Source organism: Achromobacter sp. GQ309, from assembly GCF_059759315.1.
In genome coordinates, this window is record NZ_JCAXDP010000011.1 from 53,919 (window position 1) to 69,547 (window position 15,629).

Here is a 15,629-nt window from a genome sequence, read left to right on the forward strand (position 1 = left end):
TGCGCGCAATTTTAGGCGTGCGGCCTCGCGCCTGGGGCATAGACCCTGCCGTCCGCGCGGCAACACTGCGTTCCATTGCAGTGCGTCGCACGACCCGCCGGTGTCCATCCATCGGGACACCACGCACCAAACTGGTGCCACGCTTCCCCGCGAGGGTGCCTATAATCCTGCCCGGCCATCAGGTTTCCCCGCCTTGTCGCGGGAACGCCCCGTGGCATACATATTGCTTCGCCAGGACAGGCTGAGAACTCGACCATTTGGCCGGGTGCGCCGCCTGGCGCTCCCATCCGATGACCGATCCCACGCCCCCGTTCACGCACGATCTGCCCGGCACGACTGCCGGCGGCAGCGGCCTCCGTGCGGCGGGCGGCATCCCCCCATCCCTCCATTTCCTGTCCTTCCCCGCGTAGGAGTCACCTGCATGAAATCCCTTTCCCTTTCGTCCGCCGGCGGCATCGCCCGCCGCGGCCTGCTCAAGCTGGCCGCAGCGGCCGCCGGCGCGCTGCTGTTCTCGGGCGCGGCCCTGGCGCAGGCGCCCGCCAAGATCAAGGTCGCCGCCGTCTACACGGTGCCGGTCGAACAGCAATGGGTGTCGCGCATCCACATCGCGCTGTCCGCCGCGCGCGACCGCGGCGAGATCGACTACACGTTCTCGGAAAACGTCACCAACGCCGACTACGAGCGCGTGCTGCGCCAGTACGCCGAGCAGGGCAACAAGCTGATCGTGGGCGAAGCCTTCGCGGTTGAAGCCGCGGCCCGCAAGGTCGCCAAGGACTATCCCCAGACCGCCTTCCTGATGGGTTCGTCGGGCAAGCCGCAGCAGCCCAACTTCTCGGTGTTCGACAACTACATCCAGGAACCGGCCTACCTGACCGGCATGATCGCCGGCGGCATGAGCAAGACCGGCAAGATCGGCCTGGTGGGCGGCTACCCCATCCCCGAAGTGAACCGCCTGATGAACGCGTTCATGGAAGGCGTCAAGGAAGTGAACCCGAAGGCCGAATTCACGGTGACCTTCATCGGCTCGTGGTTCGATCCCCCGAAGGCCAAGGAAGCCGCCTTCGCGATGATCGACAAGGGCGCGGACGTGCTGTACGCCGAGCGCTTTGGCGTGTCGGACGCCGCCAAGGAACGCGGCAAGCTGGCCATCGGCAACGTGATCGACACGCAGCCGCAGTACCCCGAGACGGTGGTGGCCTCGGCGCTGTGGAGCATGATCCCGACCATCGAAGAAGCCCTCAAGCAGGTGAAGGCCGGTGCGTTCAAGGCCGATGACTTCGGCCAGTATTCGCTGATGAAGCATAAGGGCTCGTCGCTCGCGCCGCTGGGCACCTTCGAGCAGAAGATCCCCGCCGACCTGATCGCCAAGGTCCAGGCCAAGGAAAAAGCCATCCTGGACGGCAGCTTCACCGTGAAGGTCAACGACAAAGAACCCAAGTCCTCGGCACGATGAACCAAGCGCCTCTCGCCCTGCAACTGACGGGGATCACCAAACGCTTCGGCAGCCTCACGGCCAACGACGATGTCTCGCTGACGCTCCGCCAGGGCGAAGTGTTGGCCTTGCTGGGCGAGAACGGCGCCGGCAAATCGACCCTGGTGTCGATCCTGTTCGGCCACTATGTGGCCGACGCCGGCAGTATCGAAGTCTTCGGCAAACCCTTGCCCGCCGGCCGGCCCGACGCCGCGCTGGCGGCCGGCGTCGGCATGGTGCATCAGCACTTCACGCTGGCCGACAACCTCACCGTGCTGGACAACATCATGGTGGGCACCGAATCGCTCTGGAAGCTGGCCTCGGGCCGCGGCCAGGCCCGCAAGCGCCTCGTGGAACTCGGCCAGCGCTTCGGCCTGGGCGTGGACCCGGACGCGCGCGTGGGCACGCTGTCGGTCGGTGAAAAGCAGCGCGTCGAGATCCTGAAGGCGCTGTACCGCGGCGCTCGCGTGCTGATCCTGGACGAACCCACCGCGGTCCTCACGCCGCAGGAAGTGCAGGACCTGTTCGCCACGCTGCGCGGCTTCGTCGACGAAGGCCTGGCGGTCATCTTCATTTCGCACAAGCTGGACGAAGTGATGGCCGTGTCGCGCCGCGTGGCGGTGCTGCGGCAAGGCAAGCTGGTCGCGGAACGCGACACCGCGGGCACCAACCCCGCGGAGCTGGCCGAACTGATGGTGGGCCGCAAGGTGGTCATGCCGCGCGCCGAGGCCGCGACTGCCGCCGAGCAGGCTGCGCCCGTGGTCACCTTGTCCCAGGTCACCGTGCGCGACAGCCGCGACGGCGCGCCGCGCCTGGACAGCCTGGACCTCGTGGTCCACACGCATGAAATCGTGGCCATCGCCGGTGTGGCCGGCAACGGCCAGCAGGCGCTGGTGTCGGTGCTGACCGGCCTGCGCCAGCCCTCGGACGGCACGATCCGGCTGGGTCCGGAACACGCCGCCGCGCCCACGACACCCGCCGGCTGGACGGCCGCGCGCGTGGGCCGCATTCCGGAAGACCGCCACGGCGAAGGCATGATCGGCGACAGCCCCTTGTGGGAAAACGCCATCGTCGAAGATCTGAAGGACAAGCGCTTTGCGCGTCACGGCCTGATCCGCGCCCGCGCCGGCAAGGCCTACGCGGCCTCGCTGGCCAAGCAGTTCGACGTGCGCGCCGCCTCGCTGGACGTGCGCACGCGCAGCCTGTCGGGCGGCAACATGCAGAAGCTGATCCTGGGCCGCACGCTGGCGCGCGAGCCGCGCTTCATCGTGGCCGACCAGCCGACGTGGGGCCTGGACATCGGCGCCGTGGCCTACGTGCGCGAGCAGCTGCTGGCCGCCCGCGCGCGCGGCGCCGGCGTGCTGCTGGTGTCCGAAGACCTGGAAGAGATCTTCGCGCTGGCCGACCGCATCGCCGTGCTGTGCGGCGGCAAGCTGGTCGCGATCAAGCCGGTGGCCGAGTGGACGCCCGCCACCGTCGGCCTGGCCATGACGGGAACCCGGGCATGACGGTCTGCATCGTCACGCCTGGCTTTCTTCACTATTGAGCATCACATGAAACTGATCCTGGAACGCCGCCCCGAGCCCAGCCGCCTTGCGCTGGCGCTGGCGCCGATTGCGGCCATCCTCTTCACGCTGGCGGTCTGCACGCTGCTGGTGGCCTGGGCCGGCGCCCCCGTCGGCCGCACCTACGCGCTGCTGTTCGAAGGCGCATTCGGCACGCGCTTCGCGCTGTCCGAAACCCTGACGCGCGCCACGCCGCTGATGCTGACCGGCCTGGCCTGTGCCGTGGCGTTCCGCGCGCGCTTCTACAACATCGGCGCCGAAGGGCAGCTCTATCTGGGCGCGCTGGCGGCGGTGGCCGTGGGCGGCCTGCATGACGGCACGGGCTTTGACCTGCCGGTGCCGGTGCTGTTCGGCGGCATGATGCTTGCGGCCGCGCTGGCCGGCGCCTTGCTGCTGCTGATTCCGGCCATCATGAAAACCCGCCTTGGTGTCGACGAGGTCGTGACCACGCTGCTCGGCAACTTCATCGTGCTGCTGTTCGTGTCAATGATGCTGGACGGCCCGATGAAGGACCCGATGGCGATGGGCTGGCCGCAGTCGGTGGCGCTGAATGGCGACCTGGAACTGGGCAAGCTCATTGAGCGCACGCGCGCGCACACGGGCCTCTTGTGGGCCGCAGGCCTGGCGCTGGGGCTGTGGCTGCTGAACCGCTACACCGTCTTCGGTTTCCAGATGCGGGCGGTGGGCGCCAACGCCCATGCGTCGCGCTTTCTGGGCCTGCCGGTGAACCGCGTGATGCTCGGCACCGCCATGCTGTCCGGCGCGCTGGCGGGTCTGGCCGGCGCTATCGAAGTGGCGGGCCGCACCAGCTACGTCACGCTGGACATGTCGCCGGGCTACGGCTACACGGGTGTCGTCGTCGCCATGCTGGCCGGCCTGCATCCGCTGGGCGTGATCCTGGCAAGCATCTTCGTGGCCGGCATGCTGGTGGGCGCCGACAGCATGAGCCGCGCCATCGCCGTGCCCAACTACATCGCCGACGTCATCGTCGCCACCTCGTTGCTCGCCATGCTGGTCGCGACGCTATTCGCGCAGTACCGCCTGCGCCGCAACAAGGCTTGAGGAGCACGCCATGGAATGGATGGATCTGATGAGTTCCTCGGCCTTCTGGGTGGCCGTGCTGCGCCTGGCCACGCCGCTGATACTGGGCACGCTGGGCGTGCTGCTGTGCGAGCGCGCCGGGGTGCTGAACCTGGGCATCGAAGGCATCATGGTGGCCGGCGCCTTCACGGGCTGGCTGGTCGTCTACCTGGGCGCGCCGCTGTACGTGGGCGTGCTGGCCGCCGCGCTGGCGGGTGCCGTGTTCGGCCTGCTGCACGCGGTGCTGACAGTGCCGCTCGGCCTGTCGCAGCACGTGTCGGGCCTGGGCGTGACGCTGCTTGCGACCAGCGTGAGTTACTTCGCCTACCGGGTCACGTTCCCCAGCGTGTCCACGCCGCCGACCATCACGCCGTTTGCCGAGATGAAGTTCCTGGACGGGATTCCGCTGATCGGCCCCGTGCTGGCCGGGCAGACGCCGATGACGCTGATCGCGCTGGCCGCGGTGCCGATTCTTGCGTGGGTGCTGAATCGCACGCCGGTAGGCCTGGCCGTGCGCATGGTGGGCGAGAACCCCGCCGCCGCCGAAGGCCAGGGTCTGTCCGTGACGCGCCTGCGTATCGGCGCTATCGTGGCCGGATCGGCGCTGATGGGCGTGGCCGGCAGCTTCCTGACGCTGGCCGCGTTCAACGCGTTCTTCTTCAACATGGTCAACGGCCGCGGCTGGGTCTGCGTGGCGCTGGTGGTGTTTGCGTCGTGGCGGCCGGGCAAGGCGCTGCTGGGCGCGCTGATCTTCGCCTTTTTCGATGCGCTGCAGTTGCGTCTGCAGCAGGGCGGCGCGGCGCTGCCGGGCCTGCCCGAACTGCCGTATCAGGTGTACCTGATGCTGCCCTATATCCTGTCCATCCTGGCCCTGGTGTTCATGGCGCGCCGCGCCGCCTACCCGCAGGCCTTGATGAAGCCCTACCGCAAGGGCGAACGGTGATCGCCCCCGAGGCGCTGCGCGACAGGGATGCAGCAACTGAATGTTTTCGCAAGGAATTCGCATGCTCGATCTGATCATCAAGAACTGCACGCTGCCCGACGGCCGCACGAACATCGACATCGGCGTGGCCGACGGCCGCATCACCGCGCTGGAACCGGCGCTGAAGGCCGAAGCCGCGCAGACCGTGGACGCCGCCGGCCAGCTGGTGACGTCGCCCTTTGTCGACGCGCACTTCCACATGGATTCCACGCTGTCCTTCGGCCTGCCGCGCGTGAACCAGTCGGGCACGCTGCTTGAAGGCATCGCGCTGTGGGGCGAGCTCAAACCCCTGCTGACGCAGGAAGCGCTGGTGGAACGCGCACTGGCCTATTGCGACTGGGCCGTGGCGCGCGGGCTGCTGGCGATCCGCTCGCACGTTGATGTCTGTGATCCGCGTCTGCTGGCGACCGAAGCGCTGTTGCACGTGCGCGAGAAGGTCAAACCCTACCTTGACCTGCAGCTCGTTGCCTTCCCGCAGGACGGCGTACTGCGCGCGCCCGGCGCGCTGGACAACCTGAAGCGCGCGCTGGACATGGGCGTGGACGTGGTGGGCGGCATTCCGCACTTCGAACGCACCATGCAGGACGGCGCCGAATCCGTGCGCATCCTGTGTGAACTGGCGGCCGAACGCGGCCTGCGCGTGGACATGCACTGCGACGAAAGCGATGACCCGCTGTCACGCCACATCGAGACGCTGGCGTACCACACGCAGCGCCTGGGCCTGCACGGCCGCGTGACGGGTTCGCACCTGACGTCCATGCACTCGATGGACAACTACTACGTGTCCAAGCTGATCCCGCTGATCCGCGAGGCAGGCGTCTCCGCGATTGCCAATCCGCTCATCAACATCACGCTGCAGGGCCGCCACGACACGTACCCCAAGCGCCGCGGCATGACGCGCGTGCCGGAACTGATGGCGGCGGGCGTGCCGGTCGCCTTCGGCCACGACTGCGTGATGGACCCGTGGTACAGCCTGGGTTCCGGCGACATGCTGGAAGTTGCGCACATGGGCCTGCACGTCGGCCAGATGACGGGCCAGGACGCCATGCGCGCCTGTTTCGAAGCGGTCACCACCACGCCTGCCAGGATTCTTGGCCTGGACGAGACGGGCCTGGAAGTCGGCAAGCGCGCCGACCTGGTGCTGCTGCAGGCGCGCGACGCCGTGGAGGCCTTGCGCCTGCGCGCCACGCGCCTGATGGTGCTGCGCGCCGGCAAGGTGGTGGCGACCACGCCGCCGGCCACCGCCACGCTGAACCTGCCGGGCCGTCCCGGCGAAGTCAGCTTTCAGACGTCGGCCCGCTGACGTACGCCGGCCGCGCAGCGGCCGTCACGATGATCTCCACCAGCAGATCAGGCGAGGCCAGCTTGGCCTCGCACGTGGCGCGGGTGGGCATTGCCTTCGGCAGCGCCCATTCCGCCCACACCGCATTCATGCCGGCAAAGTCGCGCTCGATGTCCTTGAGCCAGATCTGCACCGTCAACAGGCGCGACTTGTCCGTGCCCGCCTGCTTCAGATAGCCGTCGATCTTGGCCAGCACGTCGCGGGTCTGCGCGGCGATGCCGCCTTCCGCATTCGAGGTCACGCCCGCCACATACACGGTGTCGCCGTGAATCACGATGCGGGACAGGCGCTCGTTCGTTTCCTTGCGCACGATATCGTTCATTGGTGTTGCTCCTTGGTGGATGAACCGGATGCCGGGCCGGCATCCGAGAAACGTTCGATCCGGAATGGGGCGATCGGCAGGTCCGTCGCGCCGGTCGTGATCAGGTCGGCCATGATGCGGCCGACGATGGGCCCGAGCTCAAAGCCGTGCGCTGAAAACCCGAACGCGTGAAAGGCCGTCTCGTGCCGGCTGCTGCGGCCGATCACGGGAATCTCGTCGGGCATGGCCGCTTCGATTCCCGCCCAGCCCCGGTTCACGATCGCATCGCGCATGTGCGGAAACAGGTCGACCACCGTGCGCGCGCCTTCGGCCAGCGAGCGGAAATCCAGCTCGGTCCATTCGGCATCACGGTCCACCCACGCGCGCCGGCCGCCTCCAATCAGCACCGTGCCGTTGGTGCGCTGCTTGAACGACAGCGCGCGGCCTGTGCCCAGCACCACGGGATCCAGAAAGTGGTCCATGCGCAGCGTGACGAGCATCATGGGACTGATGGGCAATAGCGGCACCGGCTCGCCCCATTGCGCGGCGATCCGGTCGGCCCACGCGCCCGCACAGTTCAGCACCTGCGGCGCGGTGTACACGCCGGCGTCCGTCTCCACACGCCATTGGCCGTCGTGCCGCGCCACGCTGTGCACGCGCACGCCTTCGAGAAACTGCGCGCCAAGACTAGCGGCCTTCATGCGAAAGGCAAGGGTGGTGCGGTAGGGATCGGCCGCCGCGTCCTCGCGCGCGATCAGGCCGCCTTGCACCGTCGGCGCAATCGCAGGAATCAGGTCCAGCAGGTCCTCGCGCGTTATCCACTGTTCGTGGGTGTAGCCGTGGTCCGTCATGGTCTTGAGCCGCGCGCGCAGCGTCTCGGCATCCGCCTCGTTCTCGGCCACACGCACCTGCCCGTGCTGCTCGAAGCCGCAGTCGTCGTCCACCAGCTCGCCGATGCGATACCAAAGCTCGCGCGAGGCCAGCGCCAGCGGCACCTCGGCCAGATGGCGCGACAGCGTGCGCACACCGCCCGCGTTGACGCCGGAGGCATGGCGCCCCACATAGTTCTTCTCGATGACCAGCGCGCGCACGCCGGCGCGCGCCAGATGCAGCGCGGCCGAGCTGCCGTGCAGCCCGCCGCCGATGATGATGACTTCAGCCGCCCGCGTTTGAACGGTCATGGCGTCCACCCGTCATTTCTTCAGGCGGACGACGGCCTGACGCGAATCGTCGGTCTGCGGCAAGGAGGCCAGTTCGCCCAGCGTGAGCGGCTTGGTCGGGAAACGCAGCCGGTAGTAGCCCACTTCCTCGGTCGGCACGCCGCGTTCCTCGGCAATGATCTCGGCCACCGTCAGGCCGCAAAAGCGGCCCTGGCACGGCCCCATGCCACAGCGCAGGAAGGCCTTCATCTGGTTCGGCCCGCTGCAGCCGAGCTTGACGGTCTCGCGCACCTGCGCGGCGGTGACTTCCTCGCAGCGGCACACGATGGTGTCGCCGGTGGGGCGCCGGAACGCTTCAGGGGCCTTGTAGAGCGTGTCGAAGAACTCGCGGCCCCGCACGGCCCGCGCCAGCGCCTCGCGCGGCACGGCGGCCTCGCTGTCGCGCTTGCGCGCGTCGATGCGGCCCAGCAGATGCGCGGCCTGCAACGCGGCCAGCCGGCCACGGTGCTCGGCCGCCACCGCGCCCGCGATGCCCGCGCCGTCGCCAGCCATGCCGATGCCGTCCACCGCCGTTGTGCCCCACTCGTCGACCTCCGGCTCCCAACAGTCCAGCGCGTCGTTCCAGCGATGCGCCACGCCCACGGCGCGCGACAGGTTCACGTTGGGCACCACGCCCTGATGCAGCATCAGTTGATCGGCGGGCAGCGTCTTGGTGACGCCGCCGGCCGTGTAGCGCACGCTTTGCAGCTTGCCGTCGCCCAGCGCTTCCAGCGCGGTCACGCCCTTGACGATGGGCACGGCGGCCTTGACCGCGCGCAGCAGCTTCAGCCCCTTGCCCAGGTACGGCGAGCGCAGAAATCCCCAGACTTTGGGCAGCGCCTGGCCCAGGCGGCCGGGCGGCGTGGTTTCCAGCAGCGCGTCCACCTTCACGCCTGCATTCAGGTATTGCCAGGCCACCAGGTACAGCAGCGGTCCGCAACCGGCCAGCACAGTGCGATCGGACGGCACCACCCCAGAAGACTTCAAGAGGATCTGCGCGGCGCCCGCCGTGATGACGCCCGGCAGCGTCCAGCCCGGAATCGGAAACGGCCGCTCCTGCGCGCCGGTGGCCAGCAGCAGGCGGCGCGCGTGCACGATGCGCGCTTCGCCCGCGACCGAATACGCCACCTCGAAGCCTTCCGCTGATTCGGGCGCGGTGCGCTGGGCCACGGCCCACACCGTCGCGCCCGGCACGTAGCGCGCGCCGGACTGCTGAAACGGCGGCACCAGCGTGGCGCCGTGCCAGTAGTCTTCGCCCAGGATGCCGCGATCGGTGACCGGCGTGGTGGTGATGGCGCGGTAGATCTGGCCGCCCGGCGCGGGCTGCTCGTCCAGCAGCACGGTGTTCACGCCCAGGTTCGCGGCCAGCGTTGCGGCGGCGAGACCTGCCGGGCCTGCGCCCACCACCAGCAAATCGCATTGCGTCGTGTCGATCATGCCTGCACCTTGCGCGCACCCAACTGGCGCTCGATCTTCATTCCATCCCGCACGGGCGTCATGCAGCCCTGCTGGTTCGCTTGCCCATCGATGGTGACCAGGCAGTCGTAGCAGACGCCCATCATGCAGTACGGCCCGCGCGGCACCTCGTTGACCGCCGTATCGCGACAGGCCTGCACGCCACCCGCAAACAAGGCGGCAGCGACGCTGTCGCCCTGACGGCAAAGCATCTCGGCCCCATTCACCGTTACCCGCACCGGCGCGCCCTGCGCCTGCCGCTGCGCCTCGTCAAGCCGCTTGAACATGAAACCTCCGGGTCGAGAAGGGCGCCATGTCGTCGGCCAGGCTACCGGCGGCGATCATGGGCGCCAGATTGAGCGCGTGTGCGGCGGCAAGCGTCACGCCGCTGTGACAGGTGGCGACGAACGCCCCCGGACACGTTTCGGATTGCTGATAAATGGGAAAGCCGTCCTTGGACATGACGCGCAGCGCCGCCCAGCTGCGCACCACGCGCACGTCGCGCAGCGCGGGCAGTGTGCGGACCGCGCGGTCGGCCAGCGTGCCGAGGATCGGCAGGCCCACCAGGTTGTCCACATAGCCGGCCTCTTCCTGCGAGTCGCCGATCAGCCAGGTGCCTTCGTCGGTCTGGCGCAGCGTGGACAAGGGGGTTTCCAGCATGCGGCGCGTGCGCTCCAGCACGACGATCTGGCCGCGTTGCGGGCGCACCGGCACGTCCAGTCCCACCTGTTCGCCCAGCTGCTTGTTGGACAGCCCCGAGGCCAGCACCACCTTGTGCGCGCGCACCGTGCCGCTGGGCGTGGCGATATCAAACACGCCGTCACGCAGCCGGATGCTCTGCGCCGGACGCTGCGGAAGGTAATCCACAAACCGCTGTGCAAAACTCATGTGCAGCGCGCGCAGGAGCTTGAGCGGATTCGCAATGCCGTCCACCGGCGTCCACGTCGCGCCGCGCACTTCCGGGCCGATGCCCGGCACCAGATCCGCGACTTCGGCGCGATCCAGCATCTTCCAGTCGTACTGCGCCATGCCCGGCTGCGCGAGCAGCGTGGTCATGAAGCGCGTGCGCGCCTCGACCTCTTCATCGCTTAGCAGCGCGTGCAGGCCGCCACGCTGCTCCAGGTGCACGTCGACCCCGGTCTCTTCCTGCAGCAGGGCAGCAAGTTGCGGCCAACCCTTGGCCGAGGTCATGGTCCACACGCCGTAGCGCGGCAGCCCCATCCCCTTGCTCTGCACCCACACCAGCCCGAAGTTCCCGCGCGAGGCCCGGTAGGCCACGTCACCCTCGTCCAGCACGGCCACGTGGTCCAGCTCGCGCCGCAGCCCGTAGGCCACGGCCGACCCGACCAACCCGCCCCCGATCACCACCGCATCGTAGATGCCGCGGTGCACGGGCGCGCGCGGCGCCAGTTCTTTCTCGTCCGTCATCAGCGTCCCTTTCCTACAAACAGCTTCTCCAGGCCGACGGCGCGGTCCAGGATGAATATGGCAATGATGGTCACGTAGATCAGCACCGCCGACACGGCTGTCACCAGCGGGTCGATGGTGTCTTCGATATGCAGGAAGATGCGCACCGGCAAGGTTGTCGTGGACGGCGAGGCGATGAAGATCGACATCGTCAGCTCATCGAAGCTGGTGATGAACGCGATCACCCAGCCGCTCACCACGCCCGGCAACAGCAGCGGCAGCACCACGCGGCGGAAGGCCGTCCAGTTGGACGCGCCCAGCGATTGCGCCGCCCGCTCCAGCGCCGGGTCGATGCCCGCCGCAGACGCCAGCACCAGCCGCAGCGCGTACGGCATGACCAGGATCACGTGCGCCACCACCAGGCCGAAATACGTGCCGGCCAGGTCCACGGTCGTGAAGAACTTCAGGAACGCCAGGCCCAGCACGACGTGCGGAATCATCAGCGGCGACAGAAAGAACGCCACCAGCGCCTCGCGACCGGGAAAGCGATTGCGCGCGATGGCCAGCGCGCTGGGCACGGCCAGTGCAATGGCAAGCGTGGCCGACAGCGTGCCCAGGCCCAGGCTGAACCAGAACGCATCGACAAAGCGCGGGTTGTCCAGGATGGCGCGGAACCAGCGCAGCGACAGCCCGCCGGACGGCAGCGAGATGAAGCCCTCGGACGTGAACGCCACCGCGCACACCATGACGATGGGCGCCAGGATGAAAAGGATGAACAGCGTGTGGAAGACGAGGCCGATGGGGCCGTTGCGAAATTGCATGTCAGCCTCCGGCCTGGTTGAACACCGCGCCGTAGCGGCGCTCGATGATGCGGTTGGCGGACAGCAGCACCACCACAGTCGCCACCAGCAGCACCACGGCCAGTGCGGCGCCCAGCGGCCAATTCAGCGTGTTCAGGAATTCGTCGTACGCGGCGGTGGCCACGTTCTTCAAGCGGCGTCCGCCGATGATCGCGGGCGTGGCAAAGGAGCTGGCTGCCATCGCGAACACCATGATCGCGCCGGACAGAATGCCGGGCATCACCTGCGGCACGATCACGCGCCGGATCACGGTGAATTGGCTGGCGCCCAATGACAGCGCGGCGGCCTCGGTGGCCGGGTTGATCCGCTGCAGCGATGCCCACACCGCGATCACCATGAACGGCACCAGTACGTGCGTCAGCGCAATGCCCACGCCCAGATTGCTGTACATGAGGTCGATGGGCGTTGAGATCAGCCCGATGCCCATCAACGCCTTGTTGATCAGACCCGTCGAGCCGAACAGCAGCGCCCAACCCAGCGTGCGGACCACCACCGAAATCAGCAGCGGCCCCAGCACCACCATCAGGAACAGGCCCTTCCACGGATTGGCCATGCGCGAGAGCACGTAGGCTTCGGCCGTGCCCAGCACCAGGCACGCGACCGTCACGGCCGCGGCAACGCCGAACGTGCGCGCGTAGATCTCGTAGTAGTAGCCGTCCGAGAAGATCTCGATGTAGTTCTTCCAGGTAAAGGTGGCCTGCATGCCGCCATAAAACTGGAAGTCGAAGAAGCTGATCAGGAACACCAGCGCCATCGGCACCACGAGGAACGTGGCGTACACCACCAGCGCCGGCGCGCTGAGCACCCAGGGATTGGTGCGCGCGGTCATGACGCTTTACCTTGCGGCGCAGCGGCCGGATCGACGGTGCACATGTCCTGCGCGCGCCAGCGCAGATGCACGGGCTCGCCTTCGGCCGGCACCGGCACCCCGTCGTTCTGACGGATCACCATGACTTCGCCAACCGACGTTTCCACCTGGCACAGCCAGTGATTGCCCTGGAACACGCGCGTCTTCATGCGGCCGGGCAACGCACAGGCCGCGGGTTCGGAAAACAGGATCTTTTCGGGGCGCACGATCACGGCGCCTTGCGGCACGGGCGCGCCTTCCAGGCCGATGTGCGCCTCGCCGATGCGGGCGCGCATCTCGCCTTCGTACTGCTCGGCCTGCGGGGTGAAGACGTTGGCCTTGCCCAGAAAGCCGCCGACGAAATGGCTGGCGGGGCCTTCGTACGCGGCGAACGGTTCGGCCACCTGTTCGACGCGGCCCTGGTTCATCACAACGATGCGGTCCGACAGCGCCAGCGCCTCGGACTGGTCGTGCGTGACGAGGATGGTGGTGGTGCCGACGGTGCGCTGGATGCTGCGCAGTTCAAGCTGCATTTCTTCGCGCAGCTTGGCGTCCAGGTTGGAGAGCGGTTCGTCCAGCAGCAGCACGCTGGGACGGATGACCAGCGCGCGTGCCAGCGCGACGCGCTGCTGCTGGCCGCCCGACATCTGCGCCGGATGCCGGTCGGCCAGATGCGACAGGCCCACGAGCTTGAGCGCATCCGCCACGCGAGCCAGCCGCTCGTCCTTCTTGACCCGTTGCATCTCCAGGCCGAACGACACGTTCTCGGCCGCGGTCATGTGCGGAAAGAGCGCGTAGTTCTGGAACACCATGCCCAGCCCGCGCTTGTTGGCCGGGACCTTGCTGACGTCCTTGCCGTTCAGCACGATGCTGCCGCCGGACGGCTCGACAAAGCCCGCGATCATCTGCAGCGTGGTGGTCTTGCCGCAGCCGGAAGGCCCCAGCAACGAGATGAACTCGCCTTGCTTCACGGACAGGCTCAGGTTTTCAACGGCAGTGGTGTCGCCGTAGCGTTTGCTCAGGCGGTCCAGCACGAGATAGGTCATGAAAGCTCCCGGTGGGCGGCGCCAGCGCCGCCCTTAAGCACACGCAGTCAGCGCTCGATTTCCCGCGTCCAGCGCTTGTTCCAGTCGTCCCGGTTCTGGTTGACGGTGTCCCAGTCGATCACGATGAGGTCGGCGGCGCGCTTGCCGATGGGCAGGGGCACGCGAGGATCGTCAGCCACCTTGGCTTTCTTGTTGACCGGGCCGTAGCCGTAAGCCGAGGCGAGCTTCTCCTGAACCTCAGGCGACACCAGGTATTCCACGAACGCCTGCGCCTTCGGATTGGCGTTGGACTTGGCGATCGGACACACGGACGAGAGCAGTGCGTAAGCGCCTTCCTGCGGGTAGACGAAGCCGACGGGGAAGCCGGTGTCGGCAAACGCCTTGACGCGGCCGCTGCCCCAGACCGCGATGGTGGCCTGGCCGCTGGAGAAGAGTTCGGTCATCTTGCCGGGCGAGGGCTCATAGACCAGCACGTTGGGACCGACTTCGTTCTTGAACGTGGTGAAACCTGGGTCGATCTTCTTTTCGCCGCCGCCGCCTTCGCGCGCATATTCCACCAGCGTGTGCAGGCCGTAGGTGTTGTTGAGCGGCGGGATGACGAGTTGCTTCTTGTACTTGGGATCCTTCAGGTCCTTCCACGACGTGGGCGGCGCCCATTTCTTCTCGTCGAAGACCTTCTTGTTGTACATGATGCCGGTGGCCACGATGCCGATGGCAACCGCCTTATCGTCCTTGTAGCGCGCCGTGGTGTAGATGTCGTCGGCGGGCAGGTTCTTGATGGGTTCGCAAAAGCCCAGCGCAATGGCCTGGTACATGGGACCGTCGTCGATGATGGCGACGTCGATCTGCTGGTTGCTCTTTTGCGCCTGCAGGCGCGCAACGGTGTTGGTGGAGTTGCCGGCAACGTAATCCAGCTCGACACCGTGCTGTTTGGCGAAGGGCGGAAAGATGTCCTTGCGCATGATGTCTTCGAACGAGCCGCCGTAGCCGGCGACCACCAGTTTCTGCTGCGCCTGTGCGTTTGCGCCCAGCCCGGCTGCTACCGCCGCGGCCGCGAGCACTGCAAGTACCTTGCTCATGAGAACCCCCGAATTTTGGAAGAGAACTGCAAGAACCGACTGATTTGTTGCCCGGCGACTTCATGTCCGCCGTACAATTTGTCCGTACATGAATGTCCGGACAAATAATGGATCCGGCAAGACTGCCTTGTCAATCGGTTATTGTCCGGACAAACCCTATAAAACCAATCAAGGAGGCTTCCCTCATGACCCGATCTTCCGAGCGCGCTGCCAGTTCCGGCGGGGAGCGGGAAGCGCGCGGCCGGCCTGGCGCGGCGCTCCCGGCCGACGTGGCGGGCGGACCGCGCTACAAGAGCATTTATCAATCGCTGTCGCAGGACATCAGCTCGGGGCGCTACCCCGTGATGACGCTGCTGCCGACGGAACACGAGCTGTGCGAACAGTTCGGCGCCAGCCGTCACACGATCCGCGAAGCCATCCGCATGCTGACCGTTGCCGGCGTGGTGTCGCGCCGTCCGGGCGTCGGCACGCGCGTGGAAACGGCGCGCGCCACCACGCGCTTCACGCAGCGCATCTCGCAGTTCCCCGACCTGCTGCAGTACGCCCGCAACGCGGCGCTGCTGGTGCAGGACGTGCGCACCGTCAAGCTCACCAAGCGCCTGGCTGAAACGCTGGGCTGCGAGCCCGGCCAGCAGTGGCTGCACATCAACTCCATCAAGACACTGGACGATCCCGACGTCGCCGCCGCCTGCACGCTCATTTACGCGGACCCGGCGCATTCCGACGTGCGAGTGGACGTGAAGTCGCGGATCTCGCTGCTGCGCCTGATCGAGGACCACTTTGGCGACCGCATCACCGAGGTCAACCAGGAGTTCTCCGCCACGCCCATCGGCGCGGCGATCGCAAAGCAACTCCAGGTCGACACGGGCACACCGGGCTTCGTCATCACGCGCCGCTACTACGGCGATGGCGGCGTGCTGCTGCTTGCCACCATCACCACGTTTCCGCACGACAAGATGAAGTACTCGATGACGCTCAACGTCAGTTGATGCGCA

Annotated in this window: 15 protein-coding genes; 6 read left to right on the forward strand and 9 right to left on the reverse strand. The window is 67.4% G+C overall.

The annotated features are described in order from the left end of the window. Positions 1 to 421: 421 nt before the first annotated feature. The 5 genes from AC6CIE_RS26445 to AC6CIE_RS26465 all read left to right on the forward strand — a co-directional run bounded on the left by AC6CIE_RS26445 (position 422) and on the right by AC6CIE_RS26465 (position 6,401). Positions 422 to 1,453 carry a BMP family protein gene (locus AC6CIE_RS26445; RefSeq protein WP_175125838.1) on the forward strand — a complete coding sequence of 344 codons (1,032 nt, stop codon included), beginning with the start codon at positions 422 to 424 and terminating at the stop codon, positions 1,451 to 1,453. After that, on the forward strand, positions 1,450 to 2,979 hold the full coding sequence (locus AC6CIE_RS26450) for an ABC transporter ATP-binding protein (protein ID WP_175185493.1): 1,530 nt from the start codon (positions 1,450 to 1,452) through the stop codon (positions 2,977 to 2,979). Before AC6CIE_RS26445 ends, AC6CIE_RS26450 begins: the two co-directional genes overlap by 4 nt. 45 nt (positions 2,980 to 3,024) lie before the next feature. Further along, positions 3,025 to 4,098, forward strand: coding sequence for an ABC transporter permease (locus tag AC6CIE_RS26455; RefSeq protein ID WP_063953565.1), 1,074 nt, complete (start codon positions 3,025 to 3,027; stop codon positions 4,096 to 4,098). A 10-nt stretch (positions 4,099 to 4,108) separates the two neighbouring features. Next, the gene (locus tag AC6CIE_RS26460) at positions 4,109 to 5,059 is read left to right on the forward strand and encodes an ABC transporter permease (RefSeq protein ID WP_056565907.1); all 951 of its coding nucleotides are present in this window, start codon (positions 4,109 to 4,111) and stop codon (positions 5,057 to 5,059) included. 61 nt (positions 5,060 to 5,120) lie between these two features. Continuing rightward, positions 5,121 to 6,401 carry an amidohydrolase family protein gene (locus AC6CIE_RS26465; RefSeq protein ID WP_481146055.1) on the forward strand — a complete coding sequence of 427 codons (1,281 nt, stop codon included), beginning with the start codon at positions 5,121 to 5,123 and terminating at the stop codon, positions 6,399 to 6,401. On the opposite strand, the gene AC6CIE_RS26470 is transcribed toward AC6CIE_RS26465, so the two are convergent. The 9 genes from AC6CIE_RS26470 to AC6CIE_RS26510 are packed head-to-tail and all read right to left on the reverse strand — an operon-like array spanning position 6,376 to position 14,634. Next, the gene (locus tag AC6CIE_RS26470) at positions 6,376 to 6,762 is read right to left on the reverse strand and encodes a RidA family protein (protein WP_175136975.1); all 387 of its coding nucleotides are present in this window, start codon (positions 6,760 to 6,762) and stop codon (positions 6,376 to 6,378) included. The genes AC6CIE_RS26465 and AC6CIE_RS26470 overlap by 26 nt on opposite strands. After that, on the reverse strand, positions 6,759 to 7,922 hold the full coding sequence (locus tag AC6CIE_RS26475) for an NAD(P)/FAD-dependent oxidoreductase (RefSeq protein WP_498094725.1): 1,164 nt from the start codon (positions 7,920 to 7,922) through the stop codon (positions 6,759 to 6,761). The genes AC6CIE_RS26470 and AC6CIE_RS26475 overlap by 4 nt, the downstream gene beginning before the upstream one ends. Before the next feature lie 12 nt (positions 7,923 to 7,934). Beyond that, positions 7,935 to 9,377 carry an FAD/NAD(P)-dependent oxidoreductase gene (locus AC6CIE_RS26480; protein ID WP_239216337.1) on the reverse strand — a complete coding sequence of 481 codons (1,443 nt, stop codon included), beginning with the start codon at positions 9,375 to 9,377 and terminating at the stop codon, positions 7,935 to 7,937. Then, positions 9,374 to 9,682, reverse strand: coding sequence for a (2Fe-2S)-binding protein (locus AC6CIE_RS26485; protein ID WP_239216339.1), 309 nt, complete (start codon positions 9,680 to 9,682; stop codon positions 9,374 to 9,376). Before AC6CIE_RS26485 ends, AC6CIE_RS26480 begins: the two co-directional genes overlap by 4 nt. Further along, positions 9,666 to 10,823: an NAD(P)/FAD-dependent oxidoreductase gene (locus AC6CIE_RS26490; protein WP_498094727.1), complete on the reverse strand. Its 1,158-nt coding sequence runs from the start codon at positions 10,821 to 10,823 to the stop codon at positions 9,666 to 9,668. Before AC6CIE_RS26490 ends, AC6CIE_RS26485 begins: the two co-directional genes overlap by 17 nt. Beyond that, the gene (locus tag AC6CIE_RS26495; RefSeq protein ID WP_105236818.1) at positions 10,823 to 11,623 is read right to left on the reverse strand and encodes an ABC transporter permease; all 801 of its coding nucleotides are present in this window, start codon (positions 11,621 to 11,623) and stop codon (positions 10,823 to 10,825) included. Before AC6CIE_RS26495 ends, AC6CIE_RS26490 begins: the two co-directional genes overlap by 1 nt. A 1-nt stretch (position 11,624) precedes the next feature. Continuing rightward, positions 11,625 to 12,491 (reverse strand): ABC transporter permease, encoded by an 867-nt coding sequence (locus tag AC6CIE_RS26500; protein WP_218342447.1) that lies wholly within the window; start codon positions 12,489 to 12,491, stop codon positions 11,625 to 11,627. Next, a complete protein-coding gene (locus AC6CIE_RS26505; protein ID WP_191578371.1) occupies positions 12,488 to 13,555 on the reverse strand; it encodes an ABC transporter ATP-binding protein in 1,068 nt (355 codons plus the stop codon). Before AC6CIE_RS26505 ends, AC6CIE_RS26500 begins: the two co-directional genes overlap by 4 nt. Before the next feature lie 47 nt (positions 13,556 to 13,602). Next, on the reverse strand, positions 13,603 to 14,634 hold the full coding sequence (locus AC6CIE_RS26510; protein WP_056565933.1) for an ABC transporter substrate-binding protein: 1,032 nt from the start codon (positions 14,632 to 14,634) through the stop codon (positions 13,603 to 13,605). 185 nt (positions 14,635 to 14,819) lie between these two features. On the opposite strand from AC6CIE_RS26510, the gene AC6CIE_RS26515 reads away from it, so the two are divergent. After that, a complete protein-coding gene (locus AC6CIE_RS26515) occupies positions 14,820 to 15,623 on the forward strand; it encodes a GntR family transcriptional regulator (protein ID WP_218342449.1) in 804 nt (267 codons plus the stop codon). Positions 15,624 to 15,629 lie beyond the last annotated feature (6 nt).

Excerpts from the sequence above, each read along its gene's own strand:
- AC6CIE_RS26445 (WP_175125838.1), top strand. The coding sequence starts at position 422 with ATGAAATCCCTTTCCCTTTCGTCCGCCGGCGGCATCGCCCGCCGCGGC.
- AC6CIE_RS26450 (WP_175185493.1), top strand. The coding sequence starts at position 1,450 with ATGAACCAAGCGCCTCTCGCCCTGCAACTGACGGGGATCACCAAACGC.
- AC6CIE_RS26455 (WP_063953565.1), top strand. The coding sequence starts at position 3,025 with ATGAAACTGATCCTGGAACGCCGCCCCGAGCCCAGCCGCCTTGCGCTG.
- AC6CIE_RS26460 (WP_056565907.1), top strand. The coding sequence starts at position 4,109 with ATGGAATGGATGGATCTGATGAGTTCCTCGGCCTTCTGGGTGGCCGTG.
- AC6CIE_RS26465 (WP_481146055.1), top strand. The coding sequence starts at position 5,121 with ATGCTCGATCTGATCATCAAGAACTGCACGCTGCCCGACGGCCGCACG.
- AC6CIE_RS26470 (WP_175136975.1), bottom strand. The coding sequence starts at position 6,762 with ATGAACGATATCGTGCGCAAGGAAACGAACGAGCGCCTGTCCCGCATC.
- AC6CIE_RS26475 (WP_498094725.1), bottom strand. The coding sequence starts at position 7,922 with ATGACCGTTCAAACGCGGGCGGCTGAAGTCATCATCATCGGCGGCGGG.
- AC6CIE_RS26480 (WP_239216337.1), bottom strand. The coding sequence starts at position 9,377 with ATGATCGACACGACGCAATGCGATTTGCTGGTGGTGGGCGCAGGCCCG.
- AC6CIE_RS26485 (WP_239216339.1), bottom strand. The coding sequence starts at position 9,682 with ATGTTCAAGCGGCTTGACGAGGCGCAGCGGCAGGCGCAGGGCGCGCCG.
- AC6CIE_RS26490 (WP_498094727.1), bottom strand. The coding sequence starts at position 10,823 with ATGACGGACGAGAAAGAACTGGCGCCGCGCGCGCCCGTGCACCGCGGC.
- AC6CIE_RS26495 (WP_105236818.1), bottom strand. The coding sequence starts at position 11,623 with ATGCAATTTCGCAACGGCCCCATCGGCCTCGTCTTCCACACGCTGTTC.
- AC6CIE_RS26500 (WP_218342447.1), bottom strand. The coding sequence starts at position 12,491 with ATGACCGCGCGCACCAATCCCTGGGTGCTCAGCGCGCCGGCGCTGGTG.
- AC6CIE_RS26505 (WP_191578371.1), bottom strand. The coding sequence starts at position 13,555 with ATGACCTATCTCGTGCTGGACCGCCTGAGCAAACGCTACGGCGACACC.
- AC6CIE_RS26510 (WP_056565933.1), bottom strand. The coding sequence starts at position 14,634 with ATGAGCAAGGTACTTGCAGTGCTCGCGGCCGCGGCGGTAGCAGCCGGG.
- AC6CIE_RS26515 (WP_218342449.1), top strand. The coding sequence starts at position 14,820 with ATGACCCGATCTTCCGAGCGCGCTGCCAGTTCCGGCGGGGAGCGGGAA.